The sequence below is a fragment of the Arachnia propionica genome (assembly GCF_003859805.1).
Taxonomy (GTDB): Bacteria; Actinomycetota; Actinomycetes; order Propionibacteriales; family Propionibacteriaceae; genus Arachnia; species Arachnia propionica_C.
The window spans coordinates 32,490-48,476 of record NZ_RQZG01000011.1 but is presented as its reverse complement, the minus strand read 5'-3'; the positions used below and the strand labels follow the sequence as shown (position 1 = coordinate 48,476).

General features: G+C 70.7%; 12 protein-coding genes. 3 read left to right on the top strand and 9 right to left on the bottom strand.

From position 1 onward, the window contains the following. Window positions 1–8 precede the first annotated feature (8 nt). The 3 genes from EII34_RS10125 to EII34_RS10115 are packed head-to-tail and all read right to left on the bottom strand — an operon-like array spanning window position 9 to window position 1,960. Window positions 9–233 carry a helix-turn-helix transcriptional regulator gene (locus tag EII34_RS10125; RefSeq protein ID WP_124845042.1) on the bottom strand — a complete coding sequence of 75 codons (225 nt, stop codon included), beginning with the start codon at window positions 231–233 and terminating at the stop codon, window positions 9–11. Then, the gene (locus EII34_RS10120; protein ID WP_124845041.1) at window positions 234–1,079 is read right to left on the bottom strand and encodes an ABC transporter permease; all 846 of its coding nucleotides are present in this window, start codon (window positions 1,077–1,079) and stop codon (window positions 234–236) included. After that, window positions 1,076–1,960, bottom strand: coding sequence for an ABC transporter ATP-binding protein (locus EII34_RS10115; protein WP_221620269.1), 885 nt, complete (start codon window positions 1,958–1,960; stop codon window positions 1,076–1,078). Before EII34_RS10115 ends, EII34_RS10120 begins: the two co-directional genes overlap by 4 nt. Window positions 1,961–2,079: 119 nt before the next feature. Here EII34_RS10115 and EII34_RS10110 point away from each other — a divergent pair, with 119 nt between their 5' ends. Both EII34_RS10110 and EII34_RS10105 read left to right on the top strand, forming a co-directional pair. Next, a complete protein-coding gene (locus tag EII34_RS10110; protein WP_185711286.1) occupies window positions 2,080–3,135 on the top strand; it encodes a serpin family protein in 1,056 nt (351 codons plus the stop codon). A gap of 40 nt (window positions 3,136–3,175) precedes the next feature. After that, window positions 3,176–3,979 carry a class I SAM-dependent methyltransferase gene (locus EII34_RS10105; protein WP_124845039.1) on the top strand — a complete coding sequence of 268 codons (804 nt, stop codon included), beginning with the start codon at window positions 3,176–3,178 and terminating at the stop codon, window positions 3,977–3,979. 70 nt (window positions 3,980–4,049) lie between these two features. Here the strand turns inward: EII34_RS10105 and EII34_RS10100 are convergent, their stop codons facing one another. The 5 genes from EII34_RS10100 to EII34_RS10080 form a co-directional block, all read right to left on the bottom strand. Then, entirely contained in the window at window positions 4,050–6,818 is a 2,769-nt protein-coding gene (locus EII34_RS10100) for a transcription factor IIS helical bundle-like domain-containing protein (RefSeq protein WP_124845038.1), read from the bottom strand. Between the two features lie 46 nt (window positions 6,819–6,864). Further along, the gene (locus EII34_RS10095) at window positions 6,865–7,203 is read right to left on the bottom strand and encodes a hypothetical protein (RefSeq protein ID WP_124845037.1); all 339 of its coding nucleotides are present in this window, start codon (window positions 7,201–7,203) and stop codon (window positions 6,865–6,867) included. A gap of 3 nt (window positions 7,204–7,206) precedes the next feature. Continuing rightward, entirely contained in the window at window positions 7,207–7,452 is a 246-nt protein-coding gene (locus EII34_RS10090; RefSeq protein ID WP_124845036.1) for a hypothetical protein, read from the bottom strand. Between the two features lie 70 nt (window positions 7,453–7,522). Beyond that, entirely contained in the window at window positions 7,523–9,991 is a 2,469-nt protein-coding gene (locus EII34_RS10085) for a hypothetical protein (protein WP_124845035.1), read from the bottom strand. After that, a complete protein-coding gene (locus EII34_RS10080; protein WP_124845034.1) occupies window positions 9,988–12,459 on the bottom strand; it encodes a DUF7824 domain-containing protein in 2,472 nt (823 codons plus the stop codon). The genes EII34_RS10085 and EII34_RS10080 overlap by 4 nt, the downstream gene beginning before the upstream one ends. Before the next feature lie 382 nt (window positions 12,460–12,841). On the opposite strand from EII34_RS10080, the gene EII34_RS10075 reads away from it, so the two are divergent. Further along, window positions 12,842–13,669, top strand: a complete 828-nt coding sequence (locus tag EII34_RS10075; protein WP_124845033.1) for an endonuclease domain-containing protein — start codon at window positions 12,842–12,844, stop codon at window positions 13,667–13,669. 79 nt (window positions 13,670–13,748) lie between these two features. On the opposite strand, the gene EII34_RS10070 is transcribed toward EII34_RS10075, so the two are convergent. After that, window positions 13,749–15,935 carry a hypothetical protein gene (locus tag EII34_RS10070; RefSeq protein ID WP_124845032.1) on the bottom strand — a complete coding sequence of 729 codons (2,187 nt, stop codon included), beginning with the start codon at window positions 15,933–15,935 and terminating at the stop codon, window positions 13,749–13,751. Window positions 15,936–15,987: the final 52 nt, after the last annotated feature.

Genomic DNA, 15,987 nt, shown 5'->3' with positions numbered 1-15,987 from the left:
ACCCCGCGTCACGCCCCGATGCGGGGGAAGGGGCGCAGCGAGAACAGCACCTCGACCGGGACCTCGAAGTACTCCGCCAACTGCAGGGCCAGCGTCAGCGACGGGGAGTACTCGCCGCGTTCCAGGTAACCGACGGTCTGGTAGTGGATGCCCAGGGCCTCGGCCAGCTGGCGCCGGGAGATCCCTCGCTCGGCGCGCAGCATGGCGATGCGGTTGTGGATGGTCTCCGCCATTCAGTACCCCCTGGCGAGGATGCGCTCGCGGGCCTTGGCCACCTGTGATCCGGACACGCCCCTCACCATACGACGTAGCGCCCGTGGCGCGAGCACCAGACCCGCGACCACCCAGAGCCCGAGGACGACGAGGGTCTCCACGACGCGGAAGCTGCCGCCGAACTCCAGCGCCGCCGCCTCGGCGGGGAGCATCGCGGAGCGCATCCCCAGGCCGATCCAGTACGGGGGCAGGGCCTGAATCAGCCACTGGAACCACGCTGGGACCAGATCATTGAGGGGGAAGAGCAGGCCGGAGGCCCCCATCAGGAGGTAGAGCACCGCCATGGAGATGACCAGGGCCACCACGCTCCGCATGAGAGCTCCGACGACGATACCGATGGGCAGGGTGGCGAGGAGGCCGAGCACTGTGTGGCCGAACGCGGCCAGCCAGCCTCCCGGTCCGAAGGACACGATCTCAGGGATGAAGAGGGCCAGCGGAATGAGGGTCAGGATCACTGAGGCCATGGTGGAGCCTGTGACGTACATGATCTTGCCGAGGACGTAGGCCTGCATCCCGCCGGGCAGGCTCTTCATCCGAAGCAGGGTGCCGTCCTCCTTCTCGGCCATGATCGTCGACGCAATCCCCATGAACCCGCCGGTCACGACCACCACGGCGAGCCAGCCCGGTGCTGCGAACCGTCCGATGCTGATCGCCGCCTGATCCAGCTCGATGTTGTTCACGGACAACGCGAAAGCGGTCGCCAGCAGAGGGAAGAAGAGGTAGCTGAGGATCGCTGGGCCGCGCAGGTCGCCCAGCAGGTTCACGCCCGCCTGACGCAGGCCGGCGCTGATCGTGGTGCGGTTCATCGGTGTTCCTCTCGACGTACGAGTTCCAGGTAGGTGTCCTCGAGGGAGTTGTGCTCCACCTCGAGGTTGTCCATGTGGACCAGGGGGTCGGCGAGCCGACCACGCAGGAAGCCGACGGGGTCGTCGGTGGTGTGGACGTGGGCGCCGTCGTCGTCGCGCCATCGCACCTCGGAGGTGCCCGCGTGGTGGCGACGCAGCTCCTCGGGTGAGCCGTCGGCGATGATCCGGTGTCCGGCCAGGATGAGGATGCGGCTGGCCACCCGTTCCGCCTCGTCGAGGTCGTGGGTGGTCATGAGGATCGTGGTGTCGATGTCCTCGAGGGAGGCCAGCAGGTCATGGAAGTCGCGGCGGGCCTCCGGGTCGAAACCGGCGGTCGGCTCGTCGAGGAACAACAGCTCCGGGCGCCCGACCAGCCCGACGGCCACGTCGAGGCGACGACGACGGCCGCCGGACAGCTGGGACACCTTCTTGTCGGCGTCGCGGGTGAGGCCGACGAGGTCGAGCAGCTCGTCGGTGGGCCACGGCCGGGGGATCGCCGCGGTGGAGTACGGGCGGTAGAAGGAGCCGAGGTGGTCCAGCAGGGTGCGCACCTGCCATTTCGGGTGATCGCGCCAGGACTGGAGAACCACGCCCACGCGTGCCCGCCACGCGTCACCCGCCGTCGCCGGATCCTCCCCGAGCACCCGGAGGGTTCCGGCCGAGGGGCGACGGAATCCCTCGAACGCCTCGACCATCGTGGTCTTGCCCGCACCGTTGGGGCCGAGCAGGACGACGGTCTCGCGGGCCTCGATGGTGAGGTCGATGGAGTCCAGCACGAGGTTGTCGCCGTAGGCCATGGTGAGCCCCGTCGCGGAGATCACCGGCGGTGAAGTATTTGTCATGCCTCAATATGTAGCACAACTACTACATCTGATTCAACAGGTGCGGTCGATTGCGGGGATTCGGATGGGGGATCGCCCCGTCGCCCGTGGTGCGGGAGAATCGGGGTGGAGGAGGCGTCGTGGGATCTCGTGAGTTCGTCAATCGCCTGGGGGCCGAGCTGCTGGCCAGGCAGGTGACCGAGGAGCCACACCGGAATGCGCTCTGCAGCCCGGTCGGGGTGGCGGCCCTCATCTCCCTGCTCCACCCCGAGGCCGGGGTGGGGCTCGACGCCGAGACCCGCGAGGCACTGCGGCGGTTCGACCCGGACCCGGACCTGCTGCGCGACCTCGATCCCGATCAGCCGCCGGAGACGCCCCTGCTGCACCTGGCCGATCACGTCATGCTCATCGATGACACCGAGCCCCTGCCCGGCTACATGGCCGCCCTCGACGACAGAGCGACGATCAGCAGGGCTCCGCTGGCCGAGGCCAGGACCCGGCTCGACGCCTGGGCCGCCCTGCACACCGGGAAACTCATCGAGCAGACGGCGGTCGTGGTGGACGAGCAGACCCGGATCGTGCTGCAGAACGCCCTGCTCGTCGCGGCCGGATGGGATCGCGAACTCACCCTGCTCAGTGACGGTGCACCCTTCCACCGTGCCGACGGCACCACCAGCACCGTCACCTGCATGGGCGCCCAGACCGACCGTCGGTTCGTCCGGCGCAGGGGATGGCAGGCCGTGCGTCTGGACCACCGCTGCGGCGGCCTGGCCTGCGACCTCATCCTGCCCCGACAGCGGATCTCGCCCGTCGAGCTGCCACCCGGGACCTGGGCTGCGGCCACGGAGGCGCTCACCGTCGCCGAGCCGACGCCGGTGCGGCTGAGGATGCCGAGACTGGACCTGTCCTCCGGTCCGGTCCCGCTGAACCCGCTGCTGGAGGAACTCGGCGTGCCACCGGGGCTGGACCACGTCGCGCCCGGCCTGCCGGCGGTCCAGGTCGCGCAGCAGGTCCGGGTCACGGTGACGGAGCGGGGAGTGGTCGCGGCGGCCCTGACCGAGCACTGGATGTCCGCCTCGCTGTCGGCGACCGATCCCGTCCCGTTCGTCGTGGATCGGCCCTTCGTGCTGCGTCTGGTGGACCTGGAGGCAGGGGTCCCCCTCGTCGAGGCCGTGGTCATGGACCCGGCGGAGTGACACCGGTTGGTACAGGCGAGGGGCACGGAAAGGAGATCACATGGGGACCGGATGGAGTGGCGGTGCAGCGGAGGCCTACGACGTGAGTTTCGCCCGGTTGTGCGCCGGCGCGACCCCGGCGATCCTCGACGCCCTGCCGACGGGAGGTGGTAGGCGGCTGCTGGACGTGGGGGCCGGGACCGGGAGACTGAGCGTCCGGGCTGCGGCACGGGGGTGGAGGGTCACGGCCCTGGAGCCGGATGCGGACATGCTCGAGGTGGCGCGGCGGCGAGGGGTGGACTCCGCGGTGACATGGGCCGCAGGTGCCACACCGGGCATGGCGTTCCCGGACCGGACGTTCGACCACGCGGTGGCCTCGTTCGTCATCAATCACGTGGCGAGCCCTCGACGTGCCCTGCGTGACATCGCACGGGTGGTCACACCGGGTGGCAGGATCGTCGCCACCATCTGGGAGAGTTCCCTGGGGGATCTCGATCTGCTGTGGCGCGCGGCGACCTCGGTGCCGGGGTTCACGGCACCACCTGTGCAGCATCTCCCACCGGAGGAGGACTTCGAACGGAGCCCCGATGGGTTGGCGGGACTGGCCGGGGAGTGCGGGCTCGAGGTCGGGTCCGCAGGAGTCGTGTTCTGGGAGTTCGTCATCGATCCAGTGGACCTGTGGCAGGGACCCGCGCACGGGATCGCAGGGATCGGTCGGGCCCATCTGGCCCAGGAGGCGACGGTGCGGGAACGGATGTGGCAGGCATACCGGGACGCTGCGGCGACCATCGCCCGGGACGGGGTGCTGCACCTCATGTCGTACGCCGTGCTGGTGGAGGCTGTGGTCCCTGACGGGTGGAACTGAGGCGGGAACGGTCGGGCCCGCCCGGGACCGACGCCTGCGACTCGGTCCGGGGGCTCGACCAGGCGACTGCTCAGGACAGCAGCGCCGTGATCTCCCGTGCCGTCCGGATCGCCTTGCTGCCTCCCTTTCGTCCCGCCAGGGTGACGACGTTCGGCAGCAGGGCGGGGATCCCCGCCGCGGTCACGTCCGGCAGGTGCTTCAGGAGCGTCTCCAGCCAGCCTGCTGCCGCTGCCGGGATCTTCTCCGCCGCCGCGTGCCGCTCCGCCACATGGACCATGAGCGGCCAGGTCAGCGCCAGTGCGCCCGCCTCGGCCAGGATCTGCAGCACCGCCAGGGTCCTGCCCTCCGAGACGGGGTAGTGGTCCCGCCACGGCAGCTCCCACGCCTCGACGAGGTCGTCGCCGCTGAGGCGGCCCTCCTCCCATGCCCGAAGCAGCGCCTCAGCGATCTCGTCACGGTCCCTCGTCCCGGTGTCCCCGATGAGCACCAGCACCGCGTAGGTCAGCACCGGCGGCAAGGGTCTCGCCACCGCCACCACGTCCAACACGTCGGACGGCCACGGGGCCGCCAGCCCTTCCAGCAGCCGCAGTCCCTCGACGGCGGGTCGGCTCGCGACGTGGGGCAGCAGCTGGCACGACCAGGCGTCACGGGTCGTCAACGGCTCGAACGGCCCGGTCCAGCCCGATTCCAGTCGGAGCAGGTCGTGGCACGGTGCCTCCGCCCCCGTCGCCCGGATGCGGGGCCGGGTCGGCGCCTTGAGGCTGCTCCACCGGATCGGCTCCTTCGGTGGTGTCAGGAAGGTGAGCTCCAGCGGCTGTTCCTCGGCCCCCGCCCAGTGGCGCAGCACCTCGGCCAGGTCGACGCGCGTCCCGGCGATCGGCTGCGTGAACTCGGTCAGGTCCTCCAGCAGCGTCGCCCGGTCCAGCCGACCCAGCGCCACCGCCACATCGGAGGCCACCAGCGCGACCCCCGCCTCCCGGTACCTGGCGGCACGCTCCCGGAACGCCTCCCAGGCCACGAGCAACCCGCGATGCGACGGCGTCGCCAGCAGGCAGGGCAGCTGACCGAGCCGCGCGATGACATCCGCGAGCCACTGCATCAGCAACCGGGACAGCAACTCCGGGCTCGGCAGCTTCCGGTTCTGCCTGCCCGTGAGCAGCTGCTTCAGCCGCGTCTGGACCGCCCGCTCCGAGGCACCCGGATCATCGGGCAGCACCCGCTGCCGCACCGCACCCGCACCAGCACGGTGTGCCAGTGCGACGACGGCCGCCAGCAGCTGCTCCCGCTGCTCCACCGTCGGGTTGTCGGGCCACTCGTTCGGCACCTCCACCTCGGCGACGGGCTCAGGCTCCCACCGCGACGGTGCCCGCCACAGCCCCGTCACCGGCTCCGGGGGGTCGGCCTGCTCACCCCACTGGGCCAACAACTCCCTCGCCAGCGCCGAGATGGTGGCATCCGGGTCGTGGCCGGTCGCGGCGACGAGTCCCCTCAGCTCCTCCGTCGGTGAATCGAGCTTCGACAAGGCCTTCAGCACCTTCTCTCGAGGCCCCTTCTGCGTGCGGGGCAGCACGACCACGGCGAGCTCACTCAGTCCCTCGTCGCCCTGCCCTCCCGCCAGCAGGGCGTTGGTCACGAGCGTCACGACGGGGGCGTCAGCGCTCGCCAGGGCCGCCAGGGCCCGGTCGCGGTGCGCGGGGATCCGCGGGCCCAGGTCGAGGGCCTCCAGCCAGTGCAGCGCGATCCGCTGGCAGCTGGTCTTGTCGCCGCGCTCCACCACGCCCAGCAGCCCCAGCAGCAGGGCGTCGTCGTCGATCGGCTCGGCCTGATGCACCTCGGCGATCCCGACCCGCACCCGCTCCTGCAGCTCCGCCTTCGAGAGCTGCGTGCGCAGCACATTCGGCTGGGCCAGGGCCAGCAGGAACCGCTGCTGCCAGCGGTCCCCGACGCGTGGCAGCGGGTCGGAACGCACCCACGCCTCCCAGTAGCGGGGGGCCTGCGGCAGCGGCAGCCCGTGGTCCCGGATGAGCGGGTCGAGCAGCACGACGAAACCGGACGGGGCGCGCTTTGCGACGGCGGCTGCGACGAAGTCGGCGACGAACTGCTCCCCGCGCGCCTCGATCGCGGCCAGCACCGTCGGGATCAAGGCCGGGTCCGACCACTGCACCATGCCTGAGGTGATGGCCGCCGCCGTCTGCTTCGCCGTCGCGCCCAGCTCCGCCACCAGCACGATCGCCAGCAGACCCAGCGGTCCGTCACGCCACCCCGGATATCTCGTCGACGTGTGGGCGGTGATGAGCAGCCGCTCCGCCTCGGCACGTTCCCGCTCCGGCAGCCCCGCGAGGTTCCTGCGCACGGCATCCAGCGCGGCACTCTCATCCGATCCCCACGGCCGCAGTCGACCCAGCCGATAGGCCTTGTCGGTTGGTTCCGGCAGGCCGAGCGAGGCGAGCACGGGGTCCAGCAGCGGGGCCGCGTGGGCTCCATGATCCGGATCGGCGGTCACCTCCGCCAGCAGTTCCTGCACCCACTCTGGGCCCCGCTCCACGAGACGCGCGACGAGCAGGTCGCGCAGCTCGTCATCGGCGACGATCTCGTTCATCGACCAGCTGTTGACCTGGATGGCGAACCAGCCTGTCCGGTTGCCGAGCCAGGCCTGGAGAATCATGCGTTTCAGCTCACCGAGCGGGCCACCGATGGCGATGGGGTTCTCGACCCAGGCGGCCCTCGCCTCGGCCAGTTCGGCCGGGGACATGGCACCCAGGGCGCGGGCGAGGCCCACCGGCTCCAGCTCTTGGGCGAACTCCTGCAACTGACGGGCTGCAGCGTCGAGCTGGTTCATGTCGGGGTGCCTTCCTCCAGGACTCTTCGGGCCCCGAGCATGGTACTCAGCTGGCCAGGTAGGCGTCGAGAGCGTTTCGCAGCAGCTCCGATTCGCTGACTCCCCGCGAGCTGGCTGCGGCCGCGAGGCGTTGCGCCTGCTCGGGGGTCAGGCGGAGGGCCTTCTGCACACTGGCCCGTTCGTGTTCCGGCAGGGAGGGACGGCCTCCGCGTCGTCCGTGCCGGACGGAGATCTCCCGGGCGAGCTGCGCAGCGCGGGCCTCAGTGAGCCGCACGCCGTCGACCTGGACGGTGGATTCATCAAGGTCGATCTCCTCGATGTCGGACTCCGTCACCGTGACGCGACCACGGGAGCCGAGATTGACGGTGTAGGTACGTTCGCCCATGGATCAGCCTTTCAAGACAGTGGGGAAGCAGTGGATGACCAAGAGGATCTCCTCAGCTGTGCGGTCATCCGTGGTGACAACAGCGACGATGTGCAGTTCGAGTCCCCGGTCGTCGATGCCAACCCAGCTGAGTTCCGTCTCACCGGTGATGCGTGTTGACTCACGAGGGGGACAGTTGCTGATGACGTGCATCATGTGGGCCTTGCCGACCTTGTGTCGTCTCGCCTGCTTGGCCACTTTCAGTTTCACATCCGAAGTATACCGAAAACCTGGTTTTTGTATACCAATATGTGGCCTGGTTGCCGTGCGGAAGCTGAGTTCATCGCAGCGAGTCCCGGATCCGACGGGCGACCTGGAGCGCCTTGCTGTTGCCCTTCCGGGATGCCAGGGCGACGACGTTCGGCAGCAGGGCGGCGACCCCGGCGGCCTGGACGTGGGGCAGCAGGCGCAGCACGATCTCGAGGAGGGCGGCGGCGGTGGCGGGGAGCTTCTCGGCTCCGGCTGCCTCCTCGGCGAGGACCGCGAGCAGCGGCCAGACCAGGGCCAGGCCGCCGCCGTCGGCGATGACCGCCAGCACCTCAGCCACCTTGAGCGGGGCCCGGACGAAATGCCCGGCGGTGTGGCCGAACTGGTCCGGCAGCTCCCACAGCACACTGTGCCAGGCGCCCACCAGATCCTGTGCCGTGAGACGTCCCTCGTCCCAGGCGCGCAACCACAGCTCGGCGATGCCGTCGCGGTCCTGCGGCGCCGCCCCACCGGCCCAGGCCAGCCCCAGCACGGTGAGGGCCTCGCTGAACGGATGGGCCACATCCCCCAGCATCCGATGACACCACGCGGCCTGCCCCACCCCGTATTGCTCCATCCGATGCACCGCAGCCATCACCTGGCGGGCCTGGTGCTGCGGCAACAACTGGGCGACGGCGGCAACCTCATCGCGCATGGGGACGGTGAAGGGCTCCCCGCTGCGGGGCTGGATGCCGACCACCCGGGCGGTCCAGGTACTACCGTGGTGGGGGAGCGACCACGGATCGGACAGGCCCAGCATCGGGTGAGTGACCGGTGCGTCGCCGTCGACCACCATGCGGTAGTGCCACTGGGCCGTGATGTCATCCTTCATCGCGGGTGCGAAGCTCACCCGGACCGGTTCGGGGTCGGTGTCCCGCCAGTGGCCCAGCACCTCATCCAACAAGACCTCGGCGCCGTGGATCGGATGGGCGAAGGGGCTCAGATCGGCGGGCGCAGCAGCCCGGTCCAGCCGGGCCAGGGCGACGGCGACATCGGTGGCCAGGAGCGGCTGCCCGACCTCCCGGAAGCGCCCGACCCGGGCCGCGAACGCCTCCCACGAGACCCGAAGCCCCTGATGGCTGGGCGTGGACAGCAGGCACGGCAGCTCGCCCAGCCACCCCAGCACCTCCACCATCCGCCGTGCCGCCAGCAGGGACAGCCCGCTGTTCTCATCGCCCGGGGCGACGGTGGCGTCCTTGAGTTCCGACCCATCCGCCCAGGCCAGCAGCATCGCCCGAAGCGGGAATGCGTCGAACTCTTGGGTGAGGTGCCGCCGCACCAACTCCCGCACGTGATCGACGCCGTGGTCGCGGGCATGCGCGACGAGCACCGCCGGTGTCCACTCGATCAGCAGGGGGAAGAAGCCGCAGGTGTTGACGTCATCGCCCAGCAGGTCTGCGACCCGTGCCGTATCCAGCCGCAGGGCCTCGTCGCTGAACTCCGGCATCGGCTCGGGATCGGTCAGGGCGGGCTCCCGCCACAGCCCCGTCGCCAGGGCCTCCGGAGTCGTGGCCACGCCCCAGTCCTGGAGCAGCCGGGTGGCAAGCTCCGAGGTGGTGGTGTCGCCGTCGGTGGCGAGCACCGCGACCAGCTCCCGCAGCTCCTCACCCGGCTCAGCCAGGCGGGGGAGGGCCTTCAGCAGGGCGCGACGAATGCCCTTCTCCTTGCGCACCAGACCGACGCAGGCCAGGGCGGTGAGCTCGTCGTCGTCGAGTTCGGGGCGGAGCAGTACCTCGACGATCGCCCCCGCCACCTTCGAAGGCGTCAACGGGAGCGCATCACACAGCACGCCTCGGTGCTGCCACAGCTCGCAGCGCATCCCGAGCAGGTCGATCCAGCCCAGCGCGTACTGCTGCGCGGCGGGGCGGTCGCCCCGGGTGAACACCTGGACCAGGGCCGGGAGCACGTCGTCGGGAACCGGTTCGGCGGCCCTGAGCGTCGCGACCGGCCCGGCCAGCTCGTCGAAGTATCCGGGCGGGATCCACCCCGTGAAGGCGTCCCTGACGGTGGCGGCCCTCACCAGTCGCGCCCAGAACCGCCGCCCGGGCAGCACCTTTCCCGGGCCGGGCAGCCAGTTCGTCCAGTAGCGCGGATCATCCGGCAGCGGTAGGTCGTGGGCGTCGAGGAGGGCATCCAGCAGGGTCCGGAACCTTGCAGCCTGCTTCTTGTCGCATGCCGCCGCCACCAGCGTCGATGCCCACTCGGGACCGCGCTGCCGCAGTTGCTCCACCACCCAGGTCATGGCGTTCTGCTCGTCGAGCTCCTCGATGAGGAAACCATCCGCCAGCGCCAGCACCAGCTGCTTGACGGGGACGTCGAAGAACGCCGCGACGACCACGGCCAGTTCCGGCCTGCCGAGGTCGTCAGCGATCCGACGAAGCCGAGGCATCGATCGCTTCGCCTCCGACGCCCACGCGGCGCGGGCGCTGTCGCCGATGTCCTCAATGGTGGTGATGAGGTCGCAAGCATCTGTGGCGCGGGTGAGGGCGTCCTTCAGACTCACCAGGTCTCCTCCGGCTCCGGCAGGGCCGCGACGATCAGGCGCGCGGCCTTCACCGTCGGGCTGGCCCCCTTGTGGTTGGCCAGGGTGTGGATCTCCGGCAGCTCCACCGGGACACCGGCGGCCACCACCTCCGGCACCAGCGGCTGGAACTCCTCCAGCAGCGGCGTCGTGGTGCCGGTGAAGCCACGCGAACCCGCCAGGTCGTCGACGAGATGGCTGAGCAGCGGCCACACCAGCGCCAGGCCACCCTGGTGGGCGGCCCGGATCAACGCCGTCGCGACGGTGGTGCGCGACGGGTCCAGCACCACCCGGTAGCGGGAGTGCCAGGCCGAGACCAGGTCGTCGTCGCTCACCGCCCCCCGCCGCCAGGCGCGCAGCAGCTCCGCGACGAGGGAGTCGTCATCGGTGTCCGCGCCGGCGTCCACGAGCAGCAGCCACACCAGCGACACCACGCTGCCCCACGGCCGGGCAGTGCGGGCCAGCAGCGTGAACGGGTCCCGCGCGGCATCCGGGCCGCGCTCCAGCAGCGCGTGCAGCACCCACGCGGCGGGTCGGGCCGGTCGGTTCGGCATCAACGTCAGCACCGGCGGGATCTCACCCAGCGAACTGCGGATCACCGGATCGGTCACCGGCAGGAACGCCGCCACCGCCTCCTGGTCCCCCTCGGTGACCCGGCCCGGGTGGTACTCACCCACCCAGGCATCCGTCAGCCGGAGCGGGCGGTGCGCCGCAGCCTGCTCCCCCGCCACCCGCATCCGGGCGGCCACCCGATTCGCCCAGCGGGTGGCCTGCTCGTCCTCCGGCAGCAGGATCAGTTGCGCCGGGTCCCCGGGCGTGGCCAGCCAGGTGGCCACCACCTGCGCCAACGTCGCCGGGACGCCCTGGATCCTCACCAGTGGAAGGTCGTCGGGGTCGATGCCCTGCCCCCGGTCCAGCCGCCCCAGGGCCACGGCCACATCGGTCGGCAACAGCGTTGCCCGCGCATCCCAGTAGGACCCGGCCCGCTCCACGAAGGTCGCCCAGGAGATGTGGAAGTCGTCGTGGGTGGGAACCGACAGCAGACAGGGGATCGACCCCAACGCGTCGATCACCTCGGCGGCACGCTGTGCCAGCAGCTGCACCAGCAGCCCACCCGCCGTGCGGTCCTCGACGGGGGCGACCTCCCGGGTGGTGCGGAGCATCAGGTTCTCCAACACGTTGACGACGAACCCGGTGAGCCCGAGCCGCCGGGAGATCGCCTCCTTGATGTTCGACAACCTCCCGGCGTGGGCCGTCGCGACCAACGCGGCCAGCACCTGCTCGTGGACGACCGGATCGCCGGGGTAGTCGTGCCCGACGCGGGCGCACAGCTCGGCCAGCGCGGTGTCGTCGAGGATCAACGACGGTCCGGACAGCTGGTCCAGGGGATGCGCGGGCTCATCGGTGGGGTCCTGCCACAGCCCCTGCACGGGTGGGGCGGGCAGGTGGCGGGTCTCCCAGGTGTTCAGCAGGCGGTCGGCCAGGTCCGAGCAGGTCGGGTCGGCCTCGGCGGCGCTGCGCACGGTGGTGGTCAGCTGCTCGGAGGGCTCGGTGACGCGGGACAGGGCCTTGAGGACGCTGCGGCGGGGTCCCTTCTCGCGGCGGGGCAGCACGGCGACGGCGACGGCGGTCAGCTCGTCGTCGGTGAGGTCGGGGCGGATCAGGTGGTCGAGGGCCAGTTTCACGAAGGCGGTGTTCGCCTTCGGCAGGGCCTCGACGACCAGGGCTCGTTCCTGCCACAGCCGGGGAGCCAGGTCCAGGGCGTTCAACCACATCAACGCGACGTTCTGCGCGCCGGAGGTCTCACCACGTCCGAAGACCTGCAGCAGGCCCCGGAGCAGGGCATCGGCGTCGACGGATTCCGTGGAGCGGATCTCGGCGATGCCGTCGCGGATCTCCCCGACCCGCAGCTCCGGGTCGAAGTTGCTGACCCGGAACGCGCCGAACGTGGCGCAGGCGGCGAGGAACCGGTCCTGCCACCTGATGCCGGGCCGGGGCAGACCACCGCACTGCATCCAGCCGAGCCAGTAGCGGGGCTCGGTGGGCAGGGGCAGGCCGTGGGCGTCGAGGAGGGGGTCGAGGAGCCTGGGCAGGTGCTGCACGGTGGTGCGGCGGGCGCACGCGGCGTCGATGAACCGGGTCAGCCAGTCGCGGTCCCGGGCCCGGAGCTGGCCGGTCACGTGTTCGGTGGCGGCGCGATTGCCGGTCAGCTGCGGCACCGTGGTGGGGTCGAGGGTGGAGGCGAGGACGCGGGGAGTCACGTCGAGGCTCGTCGCCGCGACGATGATGGTGGCGGGAATGGTGGTCTTCCGCAGCTGGCTGAGGACCTTCGGGACAGCCTTGGCCAAGGCGGAGCGCCGCTCGGGTGGGAGGTCGGTCAGGGCGGAGACGACCTGTTCCCAGTCCTCGCTCTGCACCAGGGCACGAAGCTCGGCGGTGGGATCGGTCATGGTGTCTCCTCCTGAGGGGCCAGGCTGGTGGAACGTCATTGGTCATGCGACGACGAGGTCCGAGGGACAGTCTGCCGGAAGTTCATGCCCGATGGTAGATCGGGGGGCGGGTTTGCTTTCGACGTGGTGTCTCTGCAACCGTAGGTGGAGTCCCGGTACGAGAATGTCGAGACTCCGCAGAAGCCCGATACGCGAGTATCCCCCCACCCCACTGCGGATCACAGCACCACGTTCTCGTGCCGGGACCCTTCTCCACCCATCCCGCTGCAAACGTGCGGAGCGTTGCGGATGGGAGCGCTTCCAGAAGCAACGCTCCGCACGTTTGCAGCAAGGTGGCTGTGGAAAAGAGTTCTTCCGGTCTGTTCCCGCCCATGGTGTGGGTATGAAATCCCCTCTTTCCGACCTGCCCCTCATCGTTCGCCGTGACCACCCCGACCTGCGGGGGCACATCGACCGTCTGGTCCGCTCCGAAGAACTGGTGTCGGTGCTTCGAGGGGTGCTCCGATGGCGTGGGGTCGAACCGACCCTGGAGCTTCTCGCGGCGGCGGTGTGCGCATGGAATCCGCGAGCTGTCATCCTGGGGGCCTCGGCTGCGGCTCTCACCTGGTGGCCTGGGCTCAGGCCGACCCGCATCGATGCGGCCATCCGGCCACCTCGGAGCGTCCCGACGTGGCTGCGATGCACTGAACTCAGCGTGCCTCCCACCCTGGTGTGGGAGCGTGCCGGACTCCGGCTGGCGTGCCCTGAGCTGTCGGTCCTGGGAATGGTGGAGCACCAGGACGCTTCTGCCATCTGTGAGGCATACCGCCGTCGAGCAACCACATGGGCACATCTCACCGAGGCCATGAGCCTGCTCCCGAACCGGGCCGGCAATCAACTCCGCAGACGCCTGGTGGCGATCTCCCGCGACAATCCGTGGTCCCCCTTGGAGATGGAGGCCCACCAGCAGCTGCGAGGCGCAGGTGTCAAGGGATGGTGCGCGAATCACCGGGTGGTGCTGGCCGGGCACACCCACTTCCTCGACATAGCCTTTCCCGACCACCTGCTCGCCATCGAACTCGACGGGTGGGAGACGCATTCCAGCCGGGACAGCTTCATCTCGGACAGAGTGCGCCAGAACCGGCTCGCGACGGCGGGATGGGCCGTTCTGCGTTACACCTCGGCGACGTTGCATCAGTTGGTCCCGGAGGTGAGGAAGCTCCTTCGATGACATTCCGCTGCAAACGTGCGGAGCGTTGCGGATGGGAGCGCTTCCAGAAGCAACGCTCCGCACGTTTGCAGCGGTTCGGTCACGGGACCTCGGCGCGGAAGCGTGTCAGCGCGTCGCGGGCCGCCTTGGTCTCGGGGGCCATCGCCTCCAGCAGCGGCCAGACCAGGGCCAGACCCCCGGCCTCCGCCACCATCACCAGCGTCCCGACGAGCGGGATCGGTTTCAGCGGCCACTCGGCGCGCCACTCGCCCTGCCAGGCCGCCAGCAGGGTCTCCGGGTGCAGCCGAGCCTCATCCCACGCATTCAGCAGCTGCACCGCGAATGGCTCCCGGTCCTCCTTGCGTTGCTCGACGATCGTCGCGAGGATCGCGAACGCCGCCTCCGGGGTGATCCGCGCCGTGGTGAGCAGCCGCGCCGCCAACCAGTCCGGGTGGCGGTTCCAGGCGGGGTCCTCACGCCCCAGGACCTGCAGCAGGTGCGCGGCCGGGCGGGTCGGGTGCTCCGGCAGCAGCGACATCACCCCCAGCTCCTCGGAGCACTCACCATCCAGCGGGTTCATGGGCTCCGTCCAGGGCCCGTCGATCCCGAGCAGCTCCGCTGCGACGGGGACGTCGCCGTCGCAGCGGATCCGCCGGTATCGGAGGTTCTGCCATCGGCTGGCGTTCGGCTCCTCGGGGACGAACCACAGCCTCCCGGGCTCCGGGTCGGTGTCCCGCCACCGGGCGACGACCTCCGCCAGCGACGACGTCACGCCGTCGATCGGCTGCTCCAGCTCGGCCAGATCCTGCGGGGCCGCGCCGCGATCCATCCGCGACAGGGCCACCAGGACGTCGGTGGGGGCGACGGGGATGTCGGCCTCCCGGAACGCGGCGGCCCGCTCGGCGAAGGCGTCCCAGTCGAGCCGGTTGCCCACCAGGGTTGGGAGGGACAGCAGTGTTGGCACCCGGCCGAGCAGCGGCAACGCCTCCCGCATCCGGCGGCCGATGAGGCCGGTCAGCGGCCGCACCCCCTGCGTCGACGGCTCCTCACCGGTCGCGAGCTGCAGCAGCACCCGGGCCAGTTGGGTGTTCCCGCCCAGGTTCTCCGCCGCCGACGCCAACAGCGCCTCGCGACCCCGGGTGTGCGCGGCATGGACGAGGCGGCCGAGCAGCCATTCGAGGTGGTCCCAGGCCTCGGGATGCTCCCACGCGAGCTCGTCCATGAGGTCGACGAGGGGTGATGGCTCCAGCTGGGCGTGGTGGGGGTCCGGTTCGGGCGAGCCGACCGGCTCCCGCCACAGGCCGAGCCGTTCGGGCTCCGGTGCGGTCTGGCCCCAGTCGGCGAGGAGTGCCGCGGCCGCCGGGGTCTCCGACGCCAGCGCGGCGACGGTGTCCCGGAGGTCCGCCGACGGCGCGTCGATCCGACCCAGGGCCTTCAGCACCTTCCCGGTGAGCCCCTTCGCGGCCCGGGGCAGGACGGCGACGGCGAGCGCATCGAGATCCGCCGCGGGCAGCTCGGGGGTGAGGAGCTCGGCCAGCGTCAGCTTCACGAAGGAGGAATCCGCGGCAGGGAGGGCGTCGATGACGCGGCGGCGATGCTTCCCGATCAGGCCGGTCACGCCGAGCCCCGCCACCCACCGGGATGCGGTGCGTTGGGTGGTGGGGCGGTCGCCACGTTCGAAGACCTGGAGCAGCGCGGTGAGCAGGGCGTCGTCGTCGGTGGGTTCACTCGCCCGCAGTTTCTCGGCGGCGCGGGTGATGCGTTGCTCGTCGATCCTCCGGTCGGGGGCGAACAGCTCGGGAACGGAGCAGGCCGCGAGGAAGCGTTGCTGCCACCGCACCCCGGGGCGGGGCAGGGGGGAGCGGTCGTACCAGCCGCGCCAGTAGTCGGGGGCCTCGGGCAGGGGCAGGTGGAACTCGTCGATGAGGTCGTCGACGAGTCGCGCCAGGTCGGCCCGCAGGCGCGGGACGGCGCAGGCGGAGCGAACGAAGGCGGCCACCCAGTCGCCGCCCTTGGCGCGGAGTCCCTCGATGATGATCGGGGCGTGACGGATCTCCAGCAGCTCCCGGTTGAGGGCTTTCGCGGCCTGGGCGGGGGTGATCGGCAGGTGGGCCAGCAGCACCAGGAAGCTCTGCGCCTGATCGCGTCCGACCAGACGGGTGCGCAGTGTTGAGGTGGTGGCGGCGAACTCCTTCGCGGCCGCCTCGCGCCCGGCGTGGTCGAGGGCGGTGATCCGGGCCGCGACCTCCTCGGGCAGCCGGGTGTGGGTGAACAGTGCGTCGATCACGGCGTCCTCTCAGCGGGGTGGTCGGCGGTTGGGTTCCTGCCCAAGGGCACGG

Excerpts from the sequence above, each read along its gene's own strand:
- EII34_RS10115 (WP_221620269.1), bottom strand. The coding sequence starts at position 1,960 with ATGACAAATACTTCACCGCCGGTGATCTCCGCGACGGGGCTCACCATG.
- EII34_RS10125 (WP_124845042.1), bottom strand. The coding sequence starts at position 233 with ATGGCGGAGACCATCCACAACCGCATCGCCATGCTGCGCGCCGAGCGA.
- EII34_RS10100 (WP_124845038.1), bottom strand. The coding sequence starts at position 6,818 with ATGAACCAGCTCGACGCTGCAGCCCGTCAGTTGCAGGAGTTCGCCCAA.
- EII34_RS10075 (WP_124845033.1), top strand. The coding sequence starts at position 12,842 with ATGAAATCCCCTCTTTCCGACCTGCCCCTCATCGTTCGCCGTGACCAC.
- EII34_RS10080 (WP_124845034.1), bottom strand. The coding sequence starts at position 12,459 with ATGACCGATCCCACCGCCGAGCTTCGTGCCCTGGTGCAGAGCGAGGAC.
- EII34_RS10095 (WP_124845037.1), bottom strand. The coding sequence starts at position 7,203 with ATGGGCGAACGTACCTACACCGTCAATCTCGGCTCCCGTGGTCGCGTC.
- EII34_RS10105 (WP_124845039.1), top strand. The coding sequence starts at position 3,176 with ATGGGGACCGGATGGAGTGGCGGTGCAGCGGAGGCCTACGACGTGAGT.
- EII34_RS10120 (WP_124845041.1), bottom strand. The coding sequence starts at position 1,079 with ATGAACCGCACCACGATCAGCGCCGGCCTGCGTCAGGCGGGCGTGAAC.